We start from the raw sequence: 22,552 nt of genomic DNA on the forward strand, positions 1-22,552 counted from the left end.
GGTTGCCTATCCAAAATCCAAAATTCGTTAGTGTCCCGATTGATTCGCCATCCTCAAAATGACTGATCAAGAGTGAGCACGCTACAGCATTTTCTTGCGGGGTGAGGCACATGCTGCCCTCACGAGGCAAGGGCTTATTGACCATCCGTGTGCCTCACTAGCTTCAAAAACGCTGTATAAGAATTTCAGAAATCGCCAGCTCGAGGTGGCAGGAGACTCCTTCCGCGATAACCTTTGCTGAATATAGATACGGGAAAACCGGATATTAGAGTAGTAGCAACCGTAATTTCCTAAGCTGAAGGGTGGAAAACCCGCATCATTTAGGTGAGGTTTTCGACGCTCTGACTAGGGGCGATCGCCCTCAAGATAAAGGATGTGAGAAGCGCGATATGAATTCTGCAATGTGAATCATGCGATCGCCTTTTTCATACTTGTTGCATTCAGGACTTACTGCCGATGAAACCGGATTCTCGTTCCCTTTCGACCTACAGCACCTTTCTCGATCAGGTAAAATCCTCGCAGGTGCAGCAGGTCGTGATCAAGCGCGATCGCATTGATTACTCGCTGAAACCAGAATTGGGTGGAGAGCAGTTCTACACCCTTCCCAACGGCCCGACCGACACGCTGCCGGGTCTGCTGCGTCGCAACGGCGTACCCTTTACCAAGCTTGATGACAACGGCGACACCTCTGGGCTAGTGGCAGGTATCTTACTTTCCACCGGGATGCTGGTGGGGATGTTTGCCTGGCTGGCAAGGCTGAATCAGGCGGGGGGTGGCTCCAACAACAGCACCCCTAGCAACAGTTTTGGGACTGGTTTTGGCAATCACTTTGGCGGCGGCTTTGGCGGGCTGGGCGTGGGCATGGGCATGGGCAAGAGCAATGCCCGCGTCTACAATCAAGCGGGTAAAGGTAAGATTACCTTTGCCGATGTAGCTGGCGTAGACGAGTCAAAGCAAGAGCTGCAAGAGATTGTGGACTTTTTGGCGAATGGCGAGAAGTATCGCCGCATTGGGGCGAAGATTCCCAAAGGCGTGCTGCTGGTGGGCCCGCCGGGGACGGGCAAGACGCTGCTGGCCAAGGCGATCGCCGGAGAAGCGGGGGTTCCTTTCATCAGCATGTCTGGCTCGGAGTTTGTGGAAGTGTTCGTCGGCGTGGGCGCGTCTCGCGTGCGCGACCTGTTCAATCGCGCCAAGCGGCAGGCTCCTTGCATCGTGTTCATTGACGAACTGGATGCCATCGGCAAAACCCGTAGCGCCAACCCCGTCGGCGGCAACGACGAGCGCGACCAGACGCTAAACCAACTGCTGACGGAAATGGACGGCTTCGACGGCAACGACGGCGTGATTGTGATCGCTGCCACCAACCGTCCCGAAATTCTCGACCCAGCGCTGCGCCGTCCCGGCCGCTTCGATCGGCAAGTATTGGTCGATCGCCCTGACAAGAGTGGTCGTCTGCAAATTTTGCGCGTCCACGCCCGCCCTATCAAATTGGGAGAAGATGTGGATCTGGAGGCGATCGCCGCCCAAACGGCCGGTTTCTCTGGCGCAGACCTGGCGAATCTGGTGAACGAAGCTGCGCTGATGGCCGCCCGCAACAATCGCCAGGCCGTGCTGATGGCGGATGTCAACGAAGCCATCGAGCGGGTCGTCGCCGGATTAGAGAAGCGCTCTCGCGTGCTAACGCCGATGGAGCGGCAAACCGTTGCCTATCACGAAGTCGGCCATGCGCTCGTCGGGGCGCTGATGCCCGGAAATAACAAAGTGTCGAAAATCTCTATCGTGCCGCGCGGCATGGGGGCGCTGGGCTACACGATGCAAACGCCGGAGAGCGATCGCTTTTTGCTGCTAGAGGACGAACTGCGCGGGCAGTTGGCGACGCTGCTAGGCGGGCGATCGGCAGAGGAAATCGTGTTTAGCAAAGTCTCGACCGGAGCCAGCGACGACATCCAGCGGGCCACCGACCTGGCCGAACGCGCCATCACGCAATACGGCATGAGCGAAACCCTCGGCCCGATCGCCTTCGATAAAAACCAGGTGCAGTTCCTTGATGGGGGCAGTACCCGCCGCGCTATCAGCCCAGAGGTGGCCGCTGAGATCGATCGCCAGGTCAAGCAAACGCTGGATAAGGCCCACGACATGGCGCAAACCATCCTCCGCCAAAACCGCGACCTGCTGGAGTCTGCCACCCAAACCCTGCTTAAAGAGGAGGTGCTGGAAGGCAACACGCTGGCGGCGATTCTTGCCCAGGTGAAAGCTCCCGAAGGCCTGCAAACCTGGCTGACCCAGGGCTAAGCCTCGTTCAGGTTCCGATTCAACATGAAAGGCGCAAAGGTATCTAGTAGGTATCTCTGCGCCTTTTGTTCTAATCAAGAATCATAGACATCGCAGCATTGGCGCTATGTAAGAAAAGGCGGAGCAGGCAAGGCCCACCCCGCTTGAGGAGCTAATGAACTTGGTTTGATAGTTTGGTTTGATAGTGCCGCCAGTCTGGTGTTGACCAGGAAAGGAGGCGATCGCCACACCCGCCAGCATTGACGCAAGAGCCGGAAATCCAACTAAACGACTTTGCTAGAATCCGGAGCGTCCTGAAAGACTCAGACCGCCGCCAGAGTTGGGCGGGCGATGCGCTCACTAACTTTTGGAGACGCTGCCCTTAGACTGCCGCCTCCAACTGAGAACCATCTCGTCGAAAACTGAGGAAAGACAAGAAAACCCTGAGAGCGTCCTGAAAATCCAAGAACAGAGAACAGACAAGTTTATGCCCCCTGCATCCCTCATGCTCTCCAGACATGCCGTAATTTGACGGGCTGTCTTTTGACAATGCGGCTGGATTTTGAAACGATGAGCTTCCAGAAGGTTAGATATTGAGATATCTGGGGAACACAACGATGAAACGGATTTTGCAGGCGCTTTCGATTGTGCTGTCGCTGGTAATTGGGCTAGGGGCGATCGCCCTGCCTGCTCATGCCGATGCTGACCTGGCAACGGGCGCAAAGGTGTTTGGTGCCAACTGTGCCGCCTGCCACGCGGGGGGCATCAATTTGGTCAATGCTGAGAAAACGCTGAAAAAGGAAGCGCTGGAAAAGTTTGGCATGAATTCTATCGCTGCCATTACGACCCAAGTGACCAACGGCAAAGCGGGGATGCCAGCCTTTAAGGGACGGCTGACCGATGACCAGATCGCTGCTGTAGCCGCTTACGTGCTCGATCAAGCTGAAAAGGGCTGGTAGATTGCCAATGCAGAAGCCACAAGCGCAATGGGATTCGCAGCGGGTCATTTCGCGGCTGATTGCATTGGGTGTTCTGCTGACCCTTTTCTGGAGCGCCCCCTTCTGGAGCGTTCTTTCTGGGAGCGGAGGTGCCAGCGCGATCGCCGCTGAAGTTGGGTCGCAGCCTGATCGAGCAAGTCTGAGCGCGGGGGTAGCGGCATTTCGGCAGGGCGACTATCCCGCCGCCATCGCCGCCTTTAGTGAAGCCCTCCGCGCAAACCCAAACTCGACGGCGGCCTATGGCGATCGCTGTCTGGCGCGAATTTATCAGCGCGAGTATGCTGAGGCGATCGCCGACTGCACGCAGGCGCTGCGGATTGATCCACGCAACACCGAAGCCTATCTGAATCGCGGGCTGGCGCAGTATCGTCGGGGTGCCTATGCTGAGGCGATCGCCGACTTTACACAACTGCTCAGCCTTACGCCCCACGACCCCCGCGCCCGATATAATCGCGGACTGGCAAAGGCAGCGCAGGCGGCATACCGAGAGGCGATTGTAGACTATGGCGAAGCACTGCGACAGGCTCCGCCGCAGGATCGCAAAATGCTAGCCCAGATTTATACCGATCGCGGACTGGCGGAACTGCTGGTGGCCGACTCGCGAGGGGCGATCGCAGATTTGACGCAGGCAATCCAGCTCGACAGCAGCAGCGCTCGTGCTTACCTAAACCGCGCCTGTGCCTATCACCGCGATGGCAACCTGGCTGCGGCTCTGAACGATTTTGACCAGGCCATTGCCATTGATCCAACCTACGCCGAAGCGTATTTTGGGCGGGCGATGGTGCGACAGCAGCGCGGAGAAGGCGGCAGCGCGATCGCCGATTTGCGAGAGTCGGTGCGCTATTTTGGCGAACACCCGGAGCTTGCGCCAGACGCTTATCGACAGGCGGTGCAGTTGCTCAAGCAGTGGCGATCGCACACCTCGATCGGCTAGCGTCAGTTATTCATTTTACGCATTCATTTCACGTATGCATTTCACGCCTTCAAGATACAAGTGAGTAAGAAAAGATTAGATATGAAAAAAGGCTTCAAACTGGGCTGGGCGATTCGCGAAGCGATCCTTGCAGGAATCGCCATTGGCTGTGGAGCGATCGCAGTTCCCACAGGCCTGATTCACGCTTCTACCCCCATGCCCTTGCGCTACGCCCACGAAGGACACTCGCACAGCGAACCGCACGGCGTAGGCTCAACCCATGCCCATCCGCCCCACTCCCCGCATCACGGCGCACATGACCACGAACACGGGATGCTGGAAATTCCCGCAGGGCAGCCTGTTCCAACAGTCGAACTGGTGATTCATCCAGACGCTCGTCGGGGCTGGAATTTGGAAATTCAGGTGACAAACTTTGCCTTTGCGCCAGAGCGGGTCAATCAGACCAGCAGTTTCCAGGAAGGGCACGGTCATTTGTACATTGACGGGGTGAAAATAACTCGCCTGTATGGAAACTGGTATTACCTGGAAAGCCTCGCCCCTGGAACCCACGAAATTACCGTCAGCTTGAATGCAAACGGACACGAAGCGCTGATGCACAATGGACAGCCAATTCAAGCGACCCAGCAAGTCGTGGTGCAACCCTAGAATGCTTGAACGCGCTGCTTGATGAGGCATCTTCAAGAACAGGAAATAGCACAGGGCGATGGATCACTCGATGCGCGATCGCCCTGTGCTGAGCAGACAGTAGTGGATGTGGAACGATAGACGATAGGTATGAAAATTCAGGAACTGGACAAATTCATCGGGCAATTGAAACTGGACTATTGCCCCAGCGTGGCGTAGCCGATGGTGGCGTTTGCCATACGACACCAAATCACAGCGGACTTGAAGGAAGACACATTCACTGAGTCAGGAATAGGATAGCGCTGCGATCCGGTGGTCGAATGAAGGCTCCCCAGGTTCACGAATCGACCCAAATTACTATAACTCTGCGGCGGATTGGCATCCGTATCCAGCACCACATGCAGGTCTGGCGCTTGATCGGTGGTGCTAAAGGTCGAGTCAAACTCCAGATAGCGCTGCCCCCCTTCGACGACGATCCGGGCATTGCCTGTGGTCGGCGCTTCGGCCGCCTTGAATACACCGGCGACCAGAACAGACACTTGTTGTTGGGCAATTTCAATCTGAGCGGGAGCGCTGGTCTGGGCTGGAGGATTGGCGATCGCCCCGGTAGAGGCTGCAAGAGCTAGCGCTGAGGTCAAAACAGACAACCCAAAAAGACGCAGAGATTTGGGCGGGAGTTGCATAGGGAAGATCCTTAAGGTGAGTGATAGATAGCAGGCAAGCCACCTCTACAGGAGGTGTCGGCTTAAGCATGAACCGCCAAGCTGAATCCAGCCTAAGGCTTCCCTGAGCGGAGACAGATAAAAGACCGAGAATCTTCTGAAGGGCGATCGCGCTGACTCATTGCACCCATTCACTAACCCCATAAGTCGCACGCCCACCACCCAGCGTGTGTCCTTTCCACATCAGCCCACTTTATCACCTCTGGATCTCCGCTGCTCTCTGCTGCACGCCCTCCATGTTCCTCACCTCCCCATTGATGGATACCTGCCGCTGGAGCATCGAAGTTGTGCTGCGGCGCGAGGGAACAAAAGGCTTCGTGGTGCTACCTAGACGCTGGACAGTAAAGCGTACCTACGGCTGGCTGTACTGGTGTCGTCGGCTGAATCTTGATTACGAGCGCTTGACCGCTTCATCCGAAGCCTTCATCCACAGTGCGATGATTCGTCTGATTCGGACGTATCGGACACGATAGCTGAGTCAGTCAGTATCCGTCTCCACCGACAGATCGTTAATTGATCCAACTGATAGACCCAGCATTTCGGTGGCTTGTGGCATAGTTCGGGTGTCGGGGACATAGACCCGGAAACAGACCGCTGTTCCAAAGCCCTGACCCCCACCTCTACCCCCTGTTCTCATTGCTCATGTCCATCCACACACCTGACTGGGTAAAACACGCCGTTTTCTATCAAATCTTTCCTGATCGGTTTGCCCGCAGCAGCCAGCTTCATCCGGTATTTAGCTCGGCCGCGCTAGAGCCGTGGGACGCACCGCCCACCTTTCATGGCTATAAGGGCGGCAACCTCTGGGGCGTGGTCGATCAGCTTGACTATCTGCAAGATTTGGGCGTTACGGCTATCTACTTTACGCCCGTGTTCCAATCTGCCAGCAACCACCGCTACCACACCCACGACTACTATCAGGTCGATCCGCTGCTGGGGGGCAATGAGGCACTGGAGAAGCTGCTCACCTCTGCCCACAGCCGGGGCATTCGTATTTTGCTGGATGGCGTGTTTAATCATTCCAGCCGGGGATTTTTCTTTTTCAACGATATTTTGGAAAACGGGTCGCGATCGCCCTGGGTAGACTGGTTCCGCATCCACGACTGGCCGCTCTCGGCCTACGACGACGAAAAGCCCGCCAACTATGCCAGCTGGTGGGGGCTGCGGGCACTGCCCCAGTTCAACCACGACAACCCTGCCGTGCGGGAATACCTGATGCAAATTGGCGAATACTGGATTAAGCGGGGCGTAGACGGCTGGCGGCTGGATGTGCCCAATGAGATTAAAGCCGATGGGTTCTGGCAGGAATTTCGCGATCGCGTCAAAGCGGTCAACCCCGAAGCCTATATTGTCGGCGAGATTTGGGAAGATGCACGGCATTGGCTGGATGGGACGCAGTTTGACGGCGTGATGAATTATTTGTTCACTGCGCCGACGATTGCGTTTGCAGCGGGCGATCGCATCGATTTGCCCCTGGTGGAAAATCGCTCCTATCGTCCCTATCCGGCACTGGATGCCGCAGGCTACGCCGCCAAAATCCAAGAACTGCTTGACCTCTATCCCTGGGAGATTCACCTGACGCAGTTGAACCTGCTGGATAGCCACGACACGGCCCGGCTGATTTCGATTGCTCAGGGCGATCGCGCCAGCGTGAAGCTTGCGACCCTGCTGCTGCTTACCTTTCCCGGTGCGCCCAGCATTTACTATGGCGACGAGGTGGGGCTACCGGGCGGCAGCGACCCCGACTGTCGGCGCGGCTTCCCCACCCCCGACCAGTGGGATCGCGACGCACTGGCCTATCATCGCGAACTCATTGCCCTGCGTCACAATCACCCCGCCCTCCGCACGGGCGACTATCGCACCCTCGCCGGCGTGGGGCATTGCTACGTCTTCTCGCGCACCCTCGGTCAGGACTCGCTGCTCGTCGCTGTCAATGCTGGTCTCGACCCCGCTGAAGTCACCCTGACCGCCGACACCCTACCCACCAACCCCGTCGATCGCCATCTCTGGGGCACGGGCGATTTTCACAGTACAGAAGGACAATTGACCCTGCGCCTGCCGGGTCGGTCGGGGCTGGTGTTGGGGTGATCCTGAGATCATGGGATGATGAAAGACTGAAATAACCTGAAGCACTCCTGTTTTCCCTCATGGATGTAATTCCCGCCATTGACCTCCTCGACGGCCGCTGTGTGCGGCTCTATCAAGGCGACTATGCCCAGTCGGAGGTGTTTCACGACGATCCGGTGGTGGTGGCGCAGGAGTGGGTGGCGCAGGGCGCAACGCGGCTGCACCTGGTAGATCTGGATGGAGCCAAGGCGGGGTATGTGGTCAATGGGGACGTGATCGAGGCGATCGCCCATTCTGTGCCAGTTCCGGTCGAAGTGGGTGGCGGCTTGCGCGATCGCCAGAGCGTGGCGGAGGTGCTGAGGCTGGGCGTGCGCTGGGCGATTTTGGGCACGGTGGCGGTGGAAAATCCCGATTTAGTCGCGCAACTGTGCCAAGAGTTCCCGGGGCAAATCATCGTCGGCATTGATGCCCGAAACGGCAAGGTGGCCACTCGTGGCTGGCTGGAAACTTCAGAAGTAGATGCAATTCCCCTGGCGCAGCAGATGGCTGACCTGGGCGCAGCCGCAATTATCTATACTGATATCCACCGCGACGGCACGCTGCAAGGGCCTAACCGCGAGGCGCTACGAGAACTGGCCAATGCCATTGCGATTCCTGTGATTGCCTCTGGCGGCATTAGCTCGACCAGCGACCTGATGGGTCTGATGGCGCTGGAGCCGATGGGGGTGACGGGGGCGATCGTAGGCCGGGCACTCTACACAGGCGCATTGTCGCTCCGGGAGGCGGTCCGTGCCGTCGGTCAGGGCCGCTGGCAGGATGTGCCCCCTGACCTTGGCTTCTCGACCTTCGCCTGATTGCCCGATCGCCCATCTCGCCCTGTCCCCCGATGCTGCCCTCTGACCTGCTGATCCACCGACCCCGCGGCGAAAGCCTAGAGCCGAAACGATTGGCGCTGAATGACCCGAATCGGGCGATCGCCACCGACCTGATTGACCAGTTCCAGCAGCATGTCGGCAAAACCCAGGGCGAACTCGACGGCCAACTCCGCGAAATGGAGGGCGAAGAAACGGATTTCAAGGTCAAGCGGGGACTGGCGCACCTGCTCAAAAGCGAGACCTTCAGCACCTTTGAAATCGTCAGTCCTCTGGAGCCGACACAACTGCGAGAGCGCGTCTTTGCTCTGGCTGCCCAGCGCGTCCCTTCGCCCCCAGCCACCGAGCAAACGCTCCAAACCCTGGCGGCCCAACTCAGCGCCGAGCTAGAGCGCGAAGTCTTCCCCGACCACATTCGCGCCGGACTCTACGCCGACCTGTCTGAAAACCGCATCCTCACCCGCTTTGAGCCGCCCACGCCTGATGCCCTCTTGCATCGCTACAACCTGTCTCAGGTGCAGGGCGTGTTTTATAAAGCCAGCCACCTCACCCTCACTGCCCATCGCAACGATCCCGGCGAATACAAGCTATTGTTTCGCTATCTCAAGCTCTTTGGGCTAATGGCCTACATCGAGGGCGACGCGGATCACGGCTTTACCATCACCATCGACGGGCCCGCCAGCCTGTTTGGCAACAGCACCCGCTACGGCACCGACATCGCCAAGCTGCTGCCTGCTCTGCTGCACGTCACCAAATGGAGCCTGAAAGCTGAACTGCAATGGCGCGACACTTACACGGGCGAAGTGCGACCGCGCCGCTTTGCACTGGATTCTGACTGCGGACTGGTGAGCCATTATCCACCGGGCAAACCCTACGACAGTATGCTGGAGTCTGCCTTTGCCGAACGCTGGGATGCCCTGAAAACCGACTGGCGGCTGGAGCGCGAGGTAGACCTGATCCCAATTCCCGGCAGCGTGATGATTCCGGACTTTCGGCTGGTGCATCCCGACGGGCGATCGGTGCTGCTGGAAATTGTCGGCTACTGGCGACCGGAATATCTCCGCAAGAAGTTTTCACAGGTGCGACAGTCAGACTGCGAGAATCTGATTCTGGCAGTTTCCGAACGGCTGAATCTGGAAAAGGCGGGTGTAAAGCCGCAGGACTCACCCGCCCGCATTGTCTGGTTCAAAGATAAGCTCCAGCCCAAAGCGGTTCTGGCGGCCCTTGAAGAGAGCAGCCCTTAGCCTATAGCTCCAGATCAGGCATTATTTCTCGCTATATTCTTCTCATTTCTGGGTTTGCTAGGGCAGCTAGAAATCTCACAAATGACTGGTGTCGTTAAATCGACGGATATGCCAGAGGTCGCTGTTCCATCGGTTGGGATTGTTGGAGGGGAGTGTCCAGCGCGATCGCTCCAGCCAAAACTCAAACACAGCCGTATTTTTCGGAGAGCAATGCCAAGTGCGATCGCTCCCCAGCATGGCCGCAATGAGATGCTGCAAGATCCAGCCATGGGTGACGATCCACAGCGTTTCGCCGTTGCAATGCATGGCCAAAACCCGCTGGATAAACCGCTCAGCGCGATCGCGCCCGTCTTGCAGGGTTTCGGCTCCTGGTGCGGGAATCCAGTCGGGTGAGGCTTCCAGATCAGCACAGAGTTCGGGATATCGCTCCCGCGCTTCGTCCCAGGTCAGCCCTTTGAAAATGCCGTTTTGAAATTCCAGCAGTTCCTCAGCGTATTCAATCGTCGGTTCAATCGTAGGAATAGAAATTGGATGCGGAACTGGTTCGCTCGTTCTCTGAGCCAGCAAGATTTCTGCCGTTTGCGCTGCCCGCTTGAGGGGACTGCTGTAGACCTTCGAGGGCGGCTGTCCCCTTGCCCACAGGCGTTCTGCCAGTTGCCGCGCCTGCTGCCGGCCGCGTGCCGTTAGCTCATAGTCGGCATGGCCCTGCATCCGCCGCTCCACATTGCCCACCGACTCGGCATGGCGAATGAAGAGCAGCTTGAGTCGATCCTGGCTGAAATCAGCATCCTGAGCCATTGGTCTGCCTGCAAGAGAAAAGGAAACTGTTTTGGATTGTAAAGGCTGTTTGGAATCGTTGGGCTGGAGTGTTTGGGCTGCGCGGACTCGCTCACGCAACCCGACGTTCGGAGACGGTTCACCGGATTATCCAATCGGCAGCATCGGCTGGACTGGGTCAATCCGTTCAGGCGTGGGCTGCGAGCGAGGCGTTTGAACCCCGCCCGTATTCATCACGAGCCACAGCAGCACTCCCAGCAAAATCGCCAGAATGAAGCCGCCGCCAGGGCCACCTGCTGGGTCTTGGCGTTCGATGCGATAGCGATCGCCCGTGTTGGGGTCAAAGGCTTCCCGGTCGGAAAGCTTGATCAGGCGGCGAGAGTCGCTGCGGAAATCGTCGTTGTGGTCGTCTGGCAAAATCAGCATGATTTTCAGTTCCCCCAGAAATATTTTCAAGGCTTTGTCGTTGCCAGCCAGTCTGCTGCTCCCAAAGCCGATTGGCGGAAACTATAAACAGTTTAGCCTAAAAAATTACAGGGTTAAAATATTAGGTTTATACTCTTGCACAAGTTTTAATACACAATTTGAATTGCCTAAAACTTGTGTTAGGCTGAGCCTCTAGAACCATCAGCCAGGGAGGACTGAATGCACACCCCAGAACCCCGCTCTCGCATTGCGGAACTTCGCAAAGCGGCTGGCCTCACTCAGCTTCAGCTTTCGCAGCGAGTCGGCGTGACAGAAACTACGATTGCCAACTGGGAACGTGGTCGCGGCGGCCTAGATTGGATTGTCAAGCTGATCCGGCTGTGCGATGCGCTGAACTGCAATTTGAAAGACCTGATTGAAGACCCGGCAACGACGGCTGCGCCGCTGCTGTCGCTGGAGGAGGCGCAAGCCCTGATGCGACCACCTGCGCCGACCCATCCGCCCGCAGCAGAACCCGAGGCGATCGCCCCCTTGCCCCCTACCCCAGCAGAACCCAATGCTCTATCCCTCAGCGACGCACAGCGACTCATGGGCAGTCCGGCTCCTGAGCCTGCTCCAGAGGCGACGCAACAACAGCCCCGCTCCATCGGCTAGCGGCCGTGCCCTAGCCAGATTCTCAGCCCGTCCAAAAAGTTCATTTAGTTCAGCTAGTTCAGCAAATAATTCAACGGCTGTGTCAACTGCCCCCCCGAACACAAGCAAATAATGCTATCATCAACCCATTCGAGTCAAAGATATCATTTTTCAGTATCAATCCCGCCATCAATCCCGCCGTCAACTGCGCTTTGTCGAGGGAGTCCACACGGCTAAAGGGCGATCGCACTGCCCGCGTCCTGGTTCTGACGGTTTAGCGCAACGGCCGCCTTGTGGATGATGACCGACCCTCGCGCCCGGTTTGCTCTGTCTTTAGGAGGAGTTTTGGGGCTGGGGCCAACGCCAAATCATAAGGCTGAGTCATCAGGCTGAGTCTTTTAGATAAGCCCCCTCACCAAACCCCTTGAGGAGTCTGCACCGCTACTCACGTCACGCTCAGGAGAGAGTTTCATGGTTTCTAATCGCTCCCCCCAATCGCTCTGTACCCGGTGCTACATGCTAGACGCAGATTTGTTGGTGGATCTGATTTTGAGCCGTCCGAGCATCAGCGCCGACTATGCCAGCTTTCTGTGGCAATGCTTGCAGCAGCGGCAGATCCACGGCTGCATTACCGAGCTGGGCTATCAGCGGCTCTGCATCATTATGAACCAGCGCGACGCTCGTCATGCCCAGACCCTCGCCGAAATGCTGATGCGGATGCTAACGGTGTGCCGGAGCGATGCCAACATCTGGCTGCGGGCCCATAGCCAGCCCTTTGAGTACGACTCGGCAGAGGAAATCGCTTGCGCCTTGCACTATCGTATGGACGGGCTAATCACCCATCGCCCAGAACAGTTTGAGGGCGCGGGCGTTCCGGTGCTGTCGCCGCGCGATGTGCTGGAATATCACCTGCGGCGATCGCTCCAGCCCCCGGCTCACCATTCCTTCCCTCTCCCCGCCCGCTCGATCACGCATTTGGCGACCTGGCGCAATGGGCAGTTCGATGCGTCCTGGCTGCCGCTGGCAGACATTTGGGATCAGGGACATCTGGGCACGATTTGCCGCGACGCATCGCCCTATGCCTCCCTTTCATCCGCTGGCGGCCCGCGTCCCGTCGCCCGCGGCAAATTCGTCGAGGTGCGCCATTTTGACCGACGACTGGAGTGGGTGGCGCTGATTGTGCAGATCTGCCCGACGCAGCAGCCTGATGTATTTGATTTATCCGTCATCTGCGCGGCCCGCGATGGCGGCGACCTGCCCGCAGGCTTGCAACTGTGGGTGGTCGATCAGCAGGGTCATGAGTCGATGTCTGCCCAGCCCAGCCGCAGCGGTCGAGCCACACTCCAGTTTGAGGGACAGACGGGCGAAGCATTTGATGTGGTGATCAGCCTGGGAGGCGATCGCCACGTCGAAACCTTCCTGATTTGAGCCTTTCCGAATCCCCCTTAGCTCCCAATCCCCAACCCCTACGCCTACCCCGGAGGCATAGCCATGACGAAACTCGTTCTGCTGAGACTAGACGGCGATCTGGCATCGGGCGTGCAGGTGGGCCTGGAGGTAGGCGAAGACGGCAAGCAGCCAGAGCTAGAATCGTCGGGTCGGCTGCCCCCCCAGCCTCGCTTGCTGGAGTATTTTAACTACTGGCGATATTGCTATCGCCAGTTGCCCGTGCCAACCCGCCTGCGCCCCAAACAGGTGTCTTATACCAATTCGGTCTGGTCGTGCATCCAAGCCTGCCGGACGGCGGCCAACTATCTCCAGCGGGCAATGTCGAACTGGCTGGCGGCAAGGGAATTTCGCCCCATCAAAGAGGATTTGCTCTGCGAACTCAAGCGCAACGACACCGTGCGCGTGCTAGTCCATACCCGCGACCCGCTGCTGGCGCAGTTGCCCTGGCACTTGTGGGACTTTTTTGAGCGCTATCCCAATACGGAACTGGCCTTTAGTTCGCCAGTTGCCCAGCGCACTCGCCCAGTCTGGGCTGTGCCGCCCAGCGGTCGGGTGCGGATTTTGGCAATCTTGGGCAATAGCGCAGGGATCGATGTGGCTACCGATCGCGCCTTGCTAGAGCAATTGCCCCTAGCGGAGGTGAAGTTTCTGGTGGAACCGTCGCGCCAGGATATTAGCGGTCGCCTGTTTGAGCAAACCTGGGACATTCTCTTTTTTGCTGGGCATAGCGAAAGCGTTGAGGGTGCGGGCGCGGAGGGGAGCGATCGCGGGCGAATTTTTATTAATCAAACCGACAGTTTGGCGATCGCCGACTTTCGGGCCAGCCTCGACAAAGCCGTGCAGCGCGGCCTGAAGCTGGCAATTTTGAACTCTTGCAACGGGCTGGGCTTGGCGCAAGATCTGCGACAGCTTCACATCCCCCAGCTCATCGTCATGCGCGAACCCGTTCCAGATCGCATCGCCCAAGAATTTCTGAAATACTTCCTCAGCGCCTTTTCTCGCGGCACTCCGCTGTATCTGTCAGTGCGAGAGGCCCGCCAGCGTCTAGCAGAACTGGAGCGCGATTTTCCCTGCGCCAGTTGGCTGCCTGTGATTTTTCAAAATCGAGCCGAGATGCCGCCAAGTTGGGCAGATCTGCTAGGCGAGAAAGGGATGGCGCTGCAAGCCGCCTCGTTAGGGCAGCAGTTTGGGAACCCTGCCAAATCCACGCTGACCAGCCTGGCCTCCCGGCATAATCTGGCGCAAGAGGGGCGACATGGAGATCAGGAGCATCCATTCCGAGAACCTGTACAAGCGTCTCCTGAGGGGCGATCGCCCCTCGCCGTGGCCCCACCCGAAACCTATCTTCTCCCCCTTGCCGAGGCTTTCTCCCATCCTCGACAGATTTCCCCAGAGGAAACTTTATGGGATGCTTCTATTCCGGATTCCACTCCTGGGAATTCTGAATGGAGAACTCCGAGTTCTACCCATTTGGATGCTCTACCGCCATCAACCACCGCCATGCCAAACCTGAGCCAACCCGCAGCCCAGCCCGACCAACCCACGCCGCCTGCTGTTCCATTCCCTGCCCCCGCGCCCCAGCCAGCAGCGGTTCCCACGCCTGCGGTGCCGACTGCGACCGCGCCGACTGTACCACCTATGCCACCTATGCCACCTGCGCCGACCGCGCCGACCGCGCCGACCGCGCCGACCGCGCCAACCATGCCGACCGCGCCAGAGCGCACCAGCCCCGAATATAGCGCCCCCACCACTGACCCCAGTTCCGCCGAAGCCAAGCCTGCTCCTGGTATTGAGGCAACGCCTGCCCCGCTCACCTGGCTGCCAGAAGAGGTTTTGCCCATCACCGACGTACTGGGCGTGGGCCCCGTCAGCGACCAGGGCGTTGTGAAAGAAGCCATTTATCCCGGCTATACGGGCTGGGTCATGCACGAGGGAACTCGCTGGAAAGCGTGCCTGGATTTGCCCTGGCAGCAGCTTCATCTCCCGGTCAATACGCCCGTGCGCGTGCTGGGGCGGCTCGACGGCACGAATATTTTGGTGGTTGAGCCGATCCGAATGGCGGAACAAGCGGAGCGACGAACGAAGGTTTGAGAAGCCCCGCAGATTCTTGACTGCCATTCAATTGCCAATCCAAAATCCAAAATCGCCAATCCAAAATCCACAGTCGCTATCACTCCCCATGCCTCGCACCCTCAAACGCGGCCCCGGCTGGCAAATCGGCTGGGACGAAGACGCGCCCGAATTTGCTGGACTCGTCGGCGGCGACGATTGGGCGCTGGAGCTAACCGCAGCGGAACTGGAGGATTTTTGTCGGCTGGCGGGGCAACTGGCGGAAACCATGAGCCAGATGGGGGCAGAACTAATGGAAGAGGAGCGCATTGCCTGTGAACTGGAGAGCGATCGCCTCTGGCTAGAGGTCGAAGGGTTTCCCCAGTCCTACAGTCTGCGGATGATCGTGCTGACGGGCCGCCGCGCCGAGGTGGGATGGAACGCAGCGGCCGTGCCAGGACTGATTCAAGCAGCCCAGACGCTTACGATTTTTTGAGCGAGGCGGCGGGTTGTCCAGACAGGTAGCCCTGCTGCTTCAGGAAATTCAGCACCTTGGCGGCGCTCTCTTCTAGGGTTTCCTGGTCAGTGCGGCATTCTACTTCAGGATTTAGCGGCGCTTCGTAGGGGTCGTCGATGCCCGTGAACTGCTTGATTTCGCCCGCCCGCGCTTTTTTGTAGAGGCCCTTCACGTCGCGCTCTTCGCACACGCTGAGCGGTGCATTGACGTATACTTCCACAAAATCTCCGATGCGATCGCGCATTTCGTCGCGCACGTTCCGATAGGGCGAAATCGCCGACACCAGCACAATTACGCCATTGCGGCTGAGCAGATGCGCCACAAAGCCAATGCGGCGGATGTTTTCGTCTCGGTCTTCCTTGCTAAAGCCCAATCCTTTGGTGAGATGCTGGCGCACGATGTCGCCGTCTAGCACTTCCACCGCCAAGCCGCGATCGCGCAATTCCTTTTCCACCGCCATACGGATCGTCGTCTTGCCCGCGCCGCTCAGCCCGGTAAACCAAACTGTGACCCCTCGCTGCTGCATTGCTGTTTGCTCCTCACGATAGAACTAGCGCACCCCTGGGCCCGCTGACGAGTGCAAGCCCAGAGCGCTCTGGAAAACCAGAAATAAAACTGCACCCTAGTCTACTTGATCACGTTCTCCACTTGAGTTGGATTTGTATCACTCTCACCCAAAAAAATCTCTGGCGTCGCAGGCAGCCGCGTCCCGCAGTTTTTGCAAAACAGGGCATCCTGGTCATGCACCGACAGGTCGCAATTCAGGCATTGCACAGCGACACGGGTGCCCGTTTTAACCAACTGCTTGATCAGATCGCCCAACTGCCAGGGAATGAACAAAATTCCGGTCAACAGCATCAAAATGGTGAGCGATCGCCCGCCATCGGTAATCGGCACCACATCCCCCAAGCCCGCCGTTGAAATGGTCGAAATCGAGAAATAAATCGCGTCAAAAAACGTGTTGAATTGCTCCGAGTTGACCGGATGTTCGACCTGATAGATCAGCCCAGAATAGACAAACACGATTGAAAACAGCGTGAACAAAATGCGGGCAAAAATGGCGCTGTCTTCCGTCGTAACATAGCCAAACACCGTCCGCCCTTCAAAAAATCGCGCCAGCCGCAAAATCCGAAACCAGCGGAAAATGCGGATAAATCGAATATCCACTGCGCCCAAGAAAAATGGCAAAATTGCCATCAAATCAATCAGCCCAAAGAGACTGAAGACAAACTTGAGCCGATCTTCTGCACACCATAGCCGCAGCAAATATTCCAGCGAAAACAGCAGCAGCAGTGCTAGATCCAGCGCCCCCAAAACCGTCCGCCACTCCTCCGACAGCGGATAGGTCTGCGCCACAAAAATCGCCACCGACAGCAGCACCAGCCCGGTAATCAGCAGGTTGAGCGCCTTTCCCGTAGGCGTGTCGATATCTTCGAGGTAAAAGGCGATGCGCTTGCGAAAGGACATTGGGAAAACGCAATTGAAAACGCATTGAAAAAAACGTAATTGAAAACGCAATCCGGGGAAGGACGCGATCCCGCGATCCTCTTATTATCCCCTCATTCCCGACCTGGGACACATCCCAATCCCCCTCTCCCCCATTCCACGATTCCCCGCCTGGGGTAAGATGGCTAGGCACATGTGAACAGCCGCAGGGTGGGAAAGTCCGGTGAGAGTCCGGCGCTGTGCCGCAGCTGTGATGAGAGTTTGGGCCGACTTGAAAGACTGTTTGAAAGACTTTGAAGACCCACAAAACTCCTCAGCCAGAACGCCAGCCTGCTGCTTTTTCACTCTAGCTCCCGCGTTGCACGGGAATGGAGTTTTGATTCTTATGACTCTATCAGTTGACCCTGTTTCTTCAAATTCCGCAGCATCAGCTATTTCTAAGACGGCTGAGGCATCGGCATATCCGCTGATGTATCCGCTAGAGCCGGAGCAGCGGGCGATCGCCCTCGGCAATTCGCCCCAACTTGATCTTCCTCCGCTACCGATGCAGCGCCCAGTGCTGCTGGTCGGCCACGGCAGCCGCGATGCGGACGGTCGCCAGGGCTTGCTAGATTTTGCGGCGGCGTATCAGGCACTGGATACCTCACGTCCGGTAGTGCCGTGTTTTTTGGAACTGACGGAGCCATCGATTCAGCAGGGCGTAGACGAGTGCGTTGCTAGGGGCTATACCGACTTGTCAGTGCTGCCCGTGCTGCTGTTTGCGGCGCGGCACAACAAGTTTGATGTTACTAATGAACTGGATCGCGCCCGCCAGCGCTATCCCCAGGTCACGTTTCACTATGGGCGGCATTTTGGCATTACGCCAGGAATTTTGGATTTGTGGCGATCGCGCCTTGCAGAACTCGACCAGCCGCAGTGGAATCCCCAGGGCATTGCGCGGGAAGACACGGTGCTGCTGTTTGTGGGGCGCGGGGCCAGCGATCCCGATGCCAACGGCGATGTCTATAAAATGGCGCGAATTCTCTGGGAAGGCAGCGGCTATCGCACCGTCGAAACCTGCTTTATCGGCATCACCCATCCCCGGCTAGAAGAGGGCTTCCGTCGCGCCCGCCTGTATCAGCCCAGGCGGATTATCGTGCTGCCCTACTTTTTGTTTACGGGCGTGCTGGTTAAGAAAATTGCCACGATCACAGCCCAACAGCAGTCCCAGTTTCCCGACATTTCAATGGTCTGCCTGCCAGAGATGGGGCTGCACAGGACGCTGTTTTCTGTATTGCGCGATCGCGAAATCGAAACGCAGCTTGGGCAGGTGCAGATGAATTGCGAAATGTGCAAGTTTCGTCTGGTGGCTGTGGGCAATGGCGCAGTCCACGGGCATGACCACGCACACACACACGGGCACGATCATGGACATGCACACGCACACGGGCACGATCATGGACATGCACACGCACACGGGCACGATCATGGGCACAATCACGGACACGCGCATGAACATACCCAAAATCATGCTCAAAATCATGCTCAAAATCATCCACATAGACACAGCCATCCGCAGGATCACACGCATGACCATGAACCCAGCCACGCCCACGGGCATCCCCACAGCCATACGCATGGGCATCATCATGGCGAAATGATTGATCCCTATGCGGAACCGAGCCAGTATCATGAAAAAATCTGGCAAGTTCCCTGAACGAGGGTGAAGCAATGGCAGAACTGGATAGAGCTGACGAAAAGGGGTTTCAGGTGGGCGATCGCGTGCGGGCGATCGCGCTGCCTGCCTACCTCAAAACCGCGGAACCCATGCCCATGCTGCGTCCACCCGACCTGATCAAAGTGGGCGAAGAAGGCATCGTGCTAGATCGCCGCCCCGGTGGCTATTGGGGCGTTCGGTTTGGGCGTGGCGCGTTTTTGCTGGAAAGCCAGTATCTCGAAAAGGTGTCTGAATAGCCAGCCATACTGTAACCCGTCGTGCTACTCTGCGACGCAGCGATCGAGCGTGAGGAACAGATAAGGCCGCAAATCCTGTGTAAACCAGCGATCGCCCACTTGCCGAGCGGGCTGGCTGGTGAGGAACGTATTCACCGTGTTGCGCCAGGCAGAATCGGTGGCGGACAGCAGCATAGCGTAAGGGTCGCAAGACAGCGGCTCCGGCGGCAGCAGCGTATATCCTGCCTCGCTCAGAGAACTGCTGCTTTGCAGCGCCTCGCCCAGCAGCAGCACGCCATCGCCTGCAAACAGGTCGATCGCCCCACTCCGGAGCGCCTGAAAGCCTACCGTCCGTGCCCCTGCCCCTCTCAGCGCCACAATTTGCGCCGCTGGATATCGCTGCCGGATCACTTGCTCGGTCACGGTGTCGCGCAATACGCCAATGCGGGCCCCTGCCAGCGTGCCCGAAGGATTGAACTGGCTGGCGGTGTTGGTGTCGGTCAAAAGCTGCACGCCCGTCAGGAAAAACGGGGCAGAAAACAGCACGCCTTCGACATCCGAGCGCAGCGTGTTTGGCCCGCACTCGATTTGCACGGCACCTGTTTGCACTAGCTCAAAGCGCTTGGTCACGTCAGCGGTGCTGAGGTCGAGGCGAATGGGACGACCGAGCTGCGCCTGGAGCTGCTGCGTTAGGCCGTTGAGCAAGTCCACGCAATAGCCCGACAGTTCTCCGGTGCTGTTAACCACACCAAAGGGCGGGGAGTTGGGCTGCACTGCCGCCCGCAGCACGCCCGACTGAGCGATCGCCTCCAGCACTGAGCCTGGGCGATCGCCCGGTAGTTGCGCGGTCACCTCTGGCACAAAGGGAATCGGTGGCGGCCCGCCAAAGGCTTGCTCTAGCTGCTCTGCGGAGAGCGATCGCACCAGTCGCAAGTCCAGTGGCTCCTCGCTGATCGACGCTGCGTAGGCCGCCGTGAGGAAGGCTTCATAGGCGGGCTGGTTGTTCAAATGGGTCTGCAAAAAAGCCAGACTCAACTCGCGCACATACTCTTGCCCCAGGCGCGGCGACGGCCCCGACAGCAGCAGGCTCACGGTGTCTAGCGTGCTGCTCGAAGAGGGCGTGTTATCGGCAAAGGTGTGGCTGCTGGGCACCATCACCGCCAGATATTTTTTGGGCGTGGTGAGCCAGAGAAACGGGTGGATCTGTTGTGGCACAGCAGAAGCGATGAAATCATTGCTGCCGCTCATCAGCATCACGGGCACCTGGATTTGCCCTAATCCTTGCGGGCCAAAGACGGGATTGGTCAGCGGGCTGACGGCGATCGCCGCCTGCACTCGCGGGTCGCGCAGCGTATAGGTATAGGGCGGCAGACGGCTGGCCGCACATTGCAGCACCAGCGACACATCCAGCCGCGCCTGGGGTCGGGCGCATTCTTGTTGGAACAGATCGCCCGTGTTCAAACTGGCACCCGCCAGCGCCAGCGCCGTATAGCCGCCAAAGGAATGCCCCAGCACGGCGACTCGCTGCAAGTTCATGCGCCCGGTCAGCTCTGGGTCGGCATCTGCCAGTTCGCCCAGGGTATCCAGAACGTAGGTGATATCCAGCGGGCGATCGACAAATTCGACCGGGGTGACGGGGCTAGTCAGCACGCCCGCCAGGGCGCTGGTGCGGCGGCTTTCGTCGCTGCCGATGTGCTGCGGCAAAATGGCAACAAACCCGTGCGAGGCGAAGTGATCGCCCAGGTAAGCGAAGGCTTCGGGCGTAGACCCCAGCCCGTGGGAAATGACGACGACGGGTGCGGGCTGAGCCAACCCTCTGGGCAGCCGCAGCAGCACGCGAAACGGACGGGGCACGCGATCGCCCAGGAGCGTTTGGCGATCGCGGCTAAATTCCAGCGTGCGCGAATCCACGCCATAAGGGCCCGGCTGTCCGGGGTCGGGCAAGCCCACTGTTGTAGGCAGCGGCGACTGGAGCGCTTCTGCGGCGGCGGCTTCGTTAATTGCCCGCACAACGGCATCCCGATAGTCAATCTGGGTAGAAAACTGCTGCCGCAGCTCTAGCAACTGGCGTGCATTCAGACGGATGCTGTAGGACGGATACTGCCTCAGCCAGCCAATGATCGATAACCCATCTGGCTGATTGGCTGCCAAAATTGCCGCTGCGCGAATAGCGGAAAAGCCATTTTGCCGCGTGTCAGTCCGCACGACCGCACCCAGCCGCCGCAGCGTCTCTTCGCCCAGCGAGGAATAGAGCAGTTGCGAAATCACGACCGGATCGACCTCAAACCGCCGCTGGAGAAACTGGCGCAGCTCTGCCATGCCCGTTTCGCCCAAAAACCGCGAATAGAGCTTTAGCCCGCCGCGCACTTCGCCCGTGTTGGCGTAGGTTTCCAGATCGTCTACGGCGAGGGCAATCTCAAAGTTGCCCAGGTTGACGATGACCTGCTCGGCGCTATGGGCAGGACGGGTGAGCCAGCTTGAGAGCAGGAGAGACAGCCCAGAGGCGATCGCCAGCAGGGAAGACTTCAGCACAGGGCGGAGCGTGGATCTGGTTTGGCGATCCGTCGGATTGCCTGTCCTAGCAGACGAGAAATGTCTGCACTGCTTGCGAAAAGTTTCGACTTGCCCTGTGCCTGTGAGTTGCGCCATAGCTCCACTGCCAAACCGTTGAAACGCTGTGTTGAAACGCTGTTCAGTGCTGTATGCAATCCGATCTGCAATCCAGAGCGTATCACACCCAGATTCTTGCCTTTCCATGCCAAGAAAAATCCCACTCCTGAGTTCCTGAGAGATTTACAAAACCTAACCAAGCGTTCGAGATAGATACAGAGAAAATGTGACCACAAGCGGTATGCTATGTCCTGAACGCCGTAAAAAGCCTCATATTAGGGTGTTTTAGACGAGCTGTAGCGTTGTCAGATGGCTCTTTTTTGAATCGTGGGTTGCCCCATGCTACACAAGGTTCACAATCCGTCTACAACCTCACACCAGAGCGGCGATCGCCCGTAAAACCCAGCCACCCTCAACCGTGTTTCATTCAACCGTGTTTCATAAGGAGAGTAGGATGATCCGTTTTAATTGGCGTAAGGCACTAGCTGCTTTACTGCTATCCGTTTTGCTGTTGTCTGGTGCTACCGCCTGTAGCAAAGTAGACGACTCGCCCTATGCTCAGGTGCAAAAAGATTCCACCCAGCGGGGCGCAAGAGCCGTTGCCAAAGATGCTGAACAAGGCAGCAGCTTTAATAAGTTCTTTCCTAGCTCTGGTCAGGGCTACACCGTCGTCTTTTCTCAAGAGAAAAAAGGCTTTGCCGAAGCCAAGCTCAAGAAAGACGCAAAAGACATGGCGCTGTTGTCGATTTCTGACACGGCTAGTTTGCCAACTGCTGCCAAGAAATATGACAGCGCCACCGAAAAACTGGCGGGCTATCCTGTCCTGGAAATCGGCAACACCCAGACTGGCATTCTCGTGGCCGATCGCTATCAGGTCAAGGCCCTCAGCCGCGATCCAGAATTCACCAAAGAAAATCGCCGCGCCTGGATTCAAAAATTTGACCTGATTGGCCTGTCCAAGCTGAAGTAATGGAGCGCTGA

At 57.9% G+C, this 22,552-nt stretch carries 20 protein-coding genes, 1 pseudogene and 1 riboswitch; of the genes and pseudogenes, 15 read left to right on the forward strand and 6 right to left on the reverse strand.

The window, feature by feature from the left end:
* The first annotated feature begins 456 nt into the window (after positions 1–456).
* From ftsH to O77CONTIG1_RS17275, 4 genes are all read left to right on the forward strand, one after another.
* Positions 457–2,292: an ATP-dependent zinc metalloprotease FtsH gene (gene ftsH, locus O77CONTIG1_RS17260; RefSeq protein WP_068513017.1), complete on the forward strand. Its 1,836-nt coding sequence runs from the start codon at positions 457–459 to the stop codon at positions 2,290–2,292.
* Positions 2,293–2,888: 596 nt separating this feature from the next.
* The gene (gene petJ, locus O77CONTIG1_RS17265) at positions 2,889–3,230 is read left to right on the forward strand and encodes a cytochrome c6 PetJ (RefSeq protein ID WP_068513020.1); all 342 of its coding nucleotides are present in this window, start codon (positions 2,889–2,891) and stop codon (positions 3,228–3,230) included.
* 7 nt (positions 3,231–3,237) lie between these two features.
* Positions 3,238–4,203, forward strand: coding sequence for a tetratricopeptide repeat protein (locus tag O77CONTIG1_RS17270; protein ID WP_068513023.1), 966 nt, complete (start codon positions 3,238–3,240; stop codon positions 4,201–4,203).
* Between the two features lie 81 nt (positions 4,204–4,284).
* A complete protein-coding gene (locus O77CONTIG1_RS17275) occupies positions 4,285–4,848 on the forward strand; it encodes a hypothetical protein (RefSeq protein WP_068513027.1) in 564 nt (187 codons plus the stop codon).
* Positions 4,849–5,024: 176 nt separating this feature from the next.
* Here the strand turns inward: O77CONTIG1_RS17275 and O77CONTIG1_RS17280 are convergent, their stop codons facing one another.
* Positions 5,025–5,510: a DM13 domain-containing protein gene (locus tag O77CONTIG1_RS17280; protein WP_068513030.1), complete on the reverse strand. Its 486-nt coding sequence runs from the start codon at positions 5,508–5,510 to the stop codon at positions 5,025–5,027.
* A 296-nt stretch (positions 5,511–5,806) separates the two neighbouring features.
* On the opposite strand from O77CONTIG1_RS17280, the pseudogene O77CONTIG1_RS23745 reads away from it, so the two are divergent.
* The 4 genes and pseudogenes from O77CONTIG1_RS23745 to O77CONTIG1_RS17295 all read left to right on the forward strand — a co-directional run.
* Positions 5,807–6,022, forward strand: a pseudogene (locus O77CONTIG1_RS23745) (transposase); the annotation flags it as partial.
* A 169-nt stretch (positions 6,023–6,191) separates the two neighbouring features.
* Complete coding sequence (locus O77CONTIG1_RS17285; RefSeq protein ID WP_068513034.1) at positions 6,192–7,637, forward strand: glycoside hydrolase family 13 protein; 1,446 nt, start codon at positions 6,192–6,194, stop codon at positions 7,635–7,637.
* Between the two features lie 59 nt (positions 7,638–7,696).
* A complete protein-coding gene (gene hisA, locus O77CONTIG1_RS17290; protein ID WP_068513037.1) occupies positions 7,697–8,470 on the forward strand; it encodes a 1-(5-phosphoribosyl)-5-[(5-phosphoribosylamino)methylideneamino]imidazole-4-carboxamide isomerase in 774 nt (257 codons plus the stop codon).
* A 32-nt stretch (positions 8,471–8,502) separates the two neighbouring features.
* The gene (locus O77CONTIG1_RS17295) at positions 8,503–9,732 is read left to right on the forward strand and encodes a DUF790 family protein (protein ID WP_068513039.1); all 1,230 of its coding nucleotides are present in this window, start codon (positions 8,503–8,505) and stop codon (positions 9,730–9,732) included.
* 75 nt (positions 9,733–9,807) lie between these two features.
* Here O77CONTIG1_RS17295 and O77CONTIG1_RS17300 read toward each other — a convergent pair whose 3' ends face one another.
* Both O77CONTIG1_RS17300 and O77CONTIG1_RS17305 read right to left on the reverse strand, forming a co-directional pair.
* Positions 9,808–10,530, reverse strand: a complete 723-nt coding sequence (locus tag O77CONTIG1_RS17300) for a histidine phosphatase family protein (RefSeq protein ID WP_068513042.1) — start codon at positions 10,528–10,530, stop codon at positions 9,808–9,810.
* 126 nt (positions 10,531–10,656) lie between these two features.
* The gene (locus tag O77CONTIG1_RS17305; RefSeq protein ID WP_068513044.1) at positions 10,657–10,965 is read right to left on the reverse strand and encodes a hypothetical protein; all 309 of its coding nucleotides are present in this window, start codon (positions 10,963–10,965) and stop codon (positions 10,657–10,659) included.
* 189 nt (positions 10,966–11,154) lie between these two features.
* Here O77CONTIG1_RS17305 and O77CONTIG1_RS27125 point away from each other — a divergent pair, with 189 nt between their 5' ends.
* The 4 genes from O77CONTIG1_RS27125 (at position 11,155) to O77CONTIG1_RS17325 (ending at position 15,562) form a co-directional block, all read left to right on the forward strand.
* Entirely contained in the window at positions 11,155–11,589 is a 435-nt protein-coding gene (locus O77CONTIG1_RS27125; RefSeq protein ID WP_084782799.1) for a helix-turn-helix domain-containing protein, read from the forward strand.
* 450 nt (positions 11,590–12,039) lie between these two features.
* The gene (locus O77CONTIG1_RS17315) at positions 12,040–12,996 is read left to right on the forward strand and encodes a hypothetical protein (protein WP_068513047.1); all 957 of its coding nucleotides are present in this window, start codon (positions 12,040–12,042) and stop codon (positions 12,994–12,996) included.
* 63 nt (positions 12,997–13,059) lie between these two features.
* Positions 13,060–15,108 (forward strand): CHAT domain-containing protein, encoded by a 2,049-nt coding sequence (locus O77CONTIG1_RS17320; protein ID WP_068513050.1) that lies wholly within the window; start codon positions 13,060–13,062, stop codon positions 15,106–15,108.
* Positions 15,109–15,196: 88 nt separating this feature from the next.
* Complete coding sequence (locus O77CONTIG1_RS17325; protein ID WP_068516775.1) at positions 15,197–15,562, forward strand: DUF1818 family protein; 366 nt, start codon at positions 15,197–15,199, stop codon at positions 15,560–15,562.
* Here O77CONTIG1_RS17325 and cysC read toward each other — a convergent pair.
* The gene (cysC, locus tag O77CONTIG1_RS17330) at positions 15,549–16,109 is read right to left on the reverse strand and encodes an adenylyl-sulfate kinase (protein WP_068513053.1); all 561 of its coding nucleotides are present in this window, start codon (positions 16,107–16,109) and stop codon (positions 15,549–15,551) included. The genes O77CONTIG1_RS17325 and cysC overlap by 14 nt on opposite strands.
* A gap of 101 nt (positions 16,110–16,210) precedes the next feature.
* Positions 16,211–17,050 carry an ion transporter gene (locus O77CONTIG1_RS17335; protein WP_068513056.1) on the reverse strand — a complete coding sequence of 280 codons (840 nt, stop codon included), beginning with the start codon at positions 17,048–17,050 and terminating at the stop codon, positions 16,211–16,213.
* A 149-nt stretch (positions 17,051–17,199) separates the two neighbouring features.
* Positions 17,200–17,378, forward strand: a riboswitch (cobalamin riboswitch).
* A 36-nt stretch (positions 17,379–17,414) separates the two neighbouring features.
* Here O77CONTIG1_RS17335 and O77CONTIG1_RS17340 point away from each other — a divergent pair.
* Positions 17,415–18,725 (forward strand): sirohydrochlorin chelatase, encoded by a 1,311-nt coding sequence (locus tag O77CONTIG1_RS17340; protein WP_286132379.1) that lies wholly within the window; start codon positions 17,415–17,417, stop codon positions 18,723–18,725.
* A 14-nt stretch (positions 18,726–18,739) separates the two neighbouring features.
* Positions 18,740–18,982 (forward strand): regulatory protein SipA, encoded by a 243-nt coding sequence (sipA, locus tag O77CONTIG1_RS17345; protein WP_068513064.1) that lies wholly within the window; start codon positions 18,740–18,742, stop codon positions 18,980–18,982.
* A 24-nt stretch (positions 18,983–19,006) separates the two neighbouring features.
* Here sipA and O77CONTIG1_RS17350 read toward each other — a convergent pair whose 3' ends face one another.
* On the reverse strand, positions 19,007–21,610 hold the full coding sequence (locus O77CONTIG1_RS17350; RefSeq protein WP_172799717.1) for an alpha/beta fold hydrolase: 2,604 nt from the start codon (positions 21,608–21,610) through the stop codon (positions 19,007–19,009).
* A 472-nt stretch (positions 21,611–22,082) separates the two neighbouring features.
* On the opposite strand from O77CONTIG1_RS17350, the gene O77CONTIG1_RS17355 reads away from it, so the two are divergent.
* Positions 22,083–22,541, forward strand: a complete 459-nt coding sequence (locus O77CONTIG1_RS17355; RefSeq protein ID WP_286132380.1) for a hypothetical protein — start codon at positions 22,083–22,085, stop codon at positions 22,539–22,541.
* Positions 22,542–22,552 lie beyond the last annotated feature (11 nt).

The sequence above is a fragment of the Leptolyngbya sp. O-77 genome (assembly GCF_001548395.1).
Lineage (GTDB): Bacteria > Cyanobacteriota > Cyanobacteriia > Elainellales > Elainellaceae > Thermoleptolyngbya.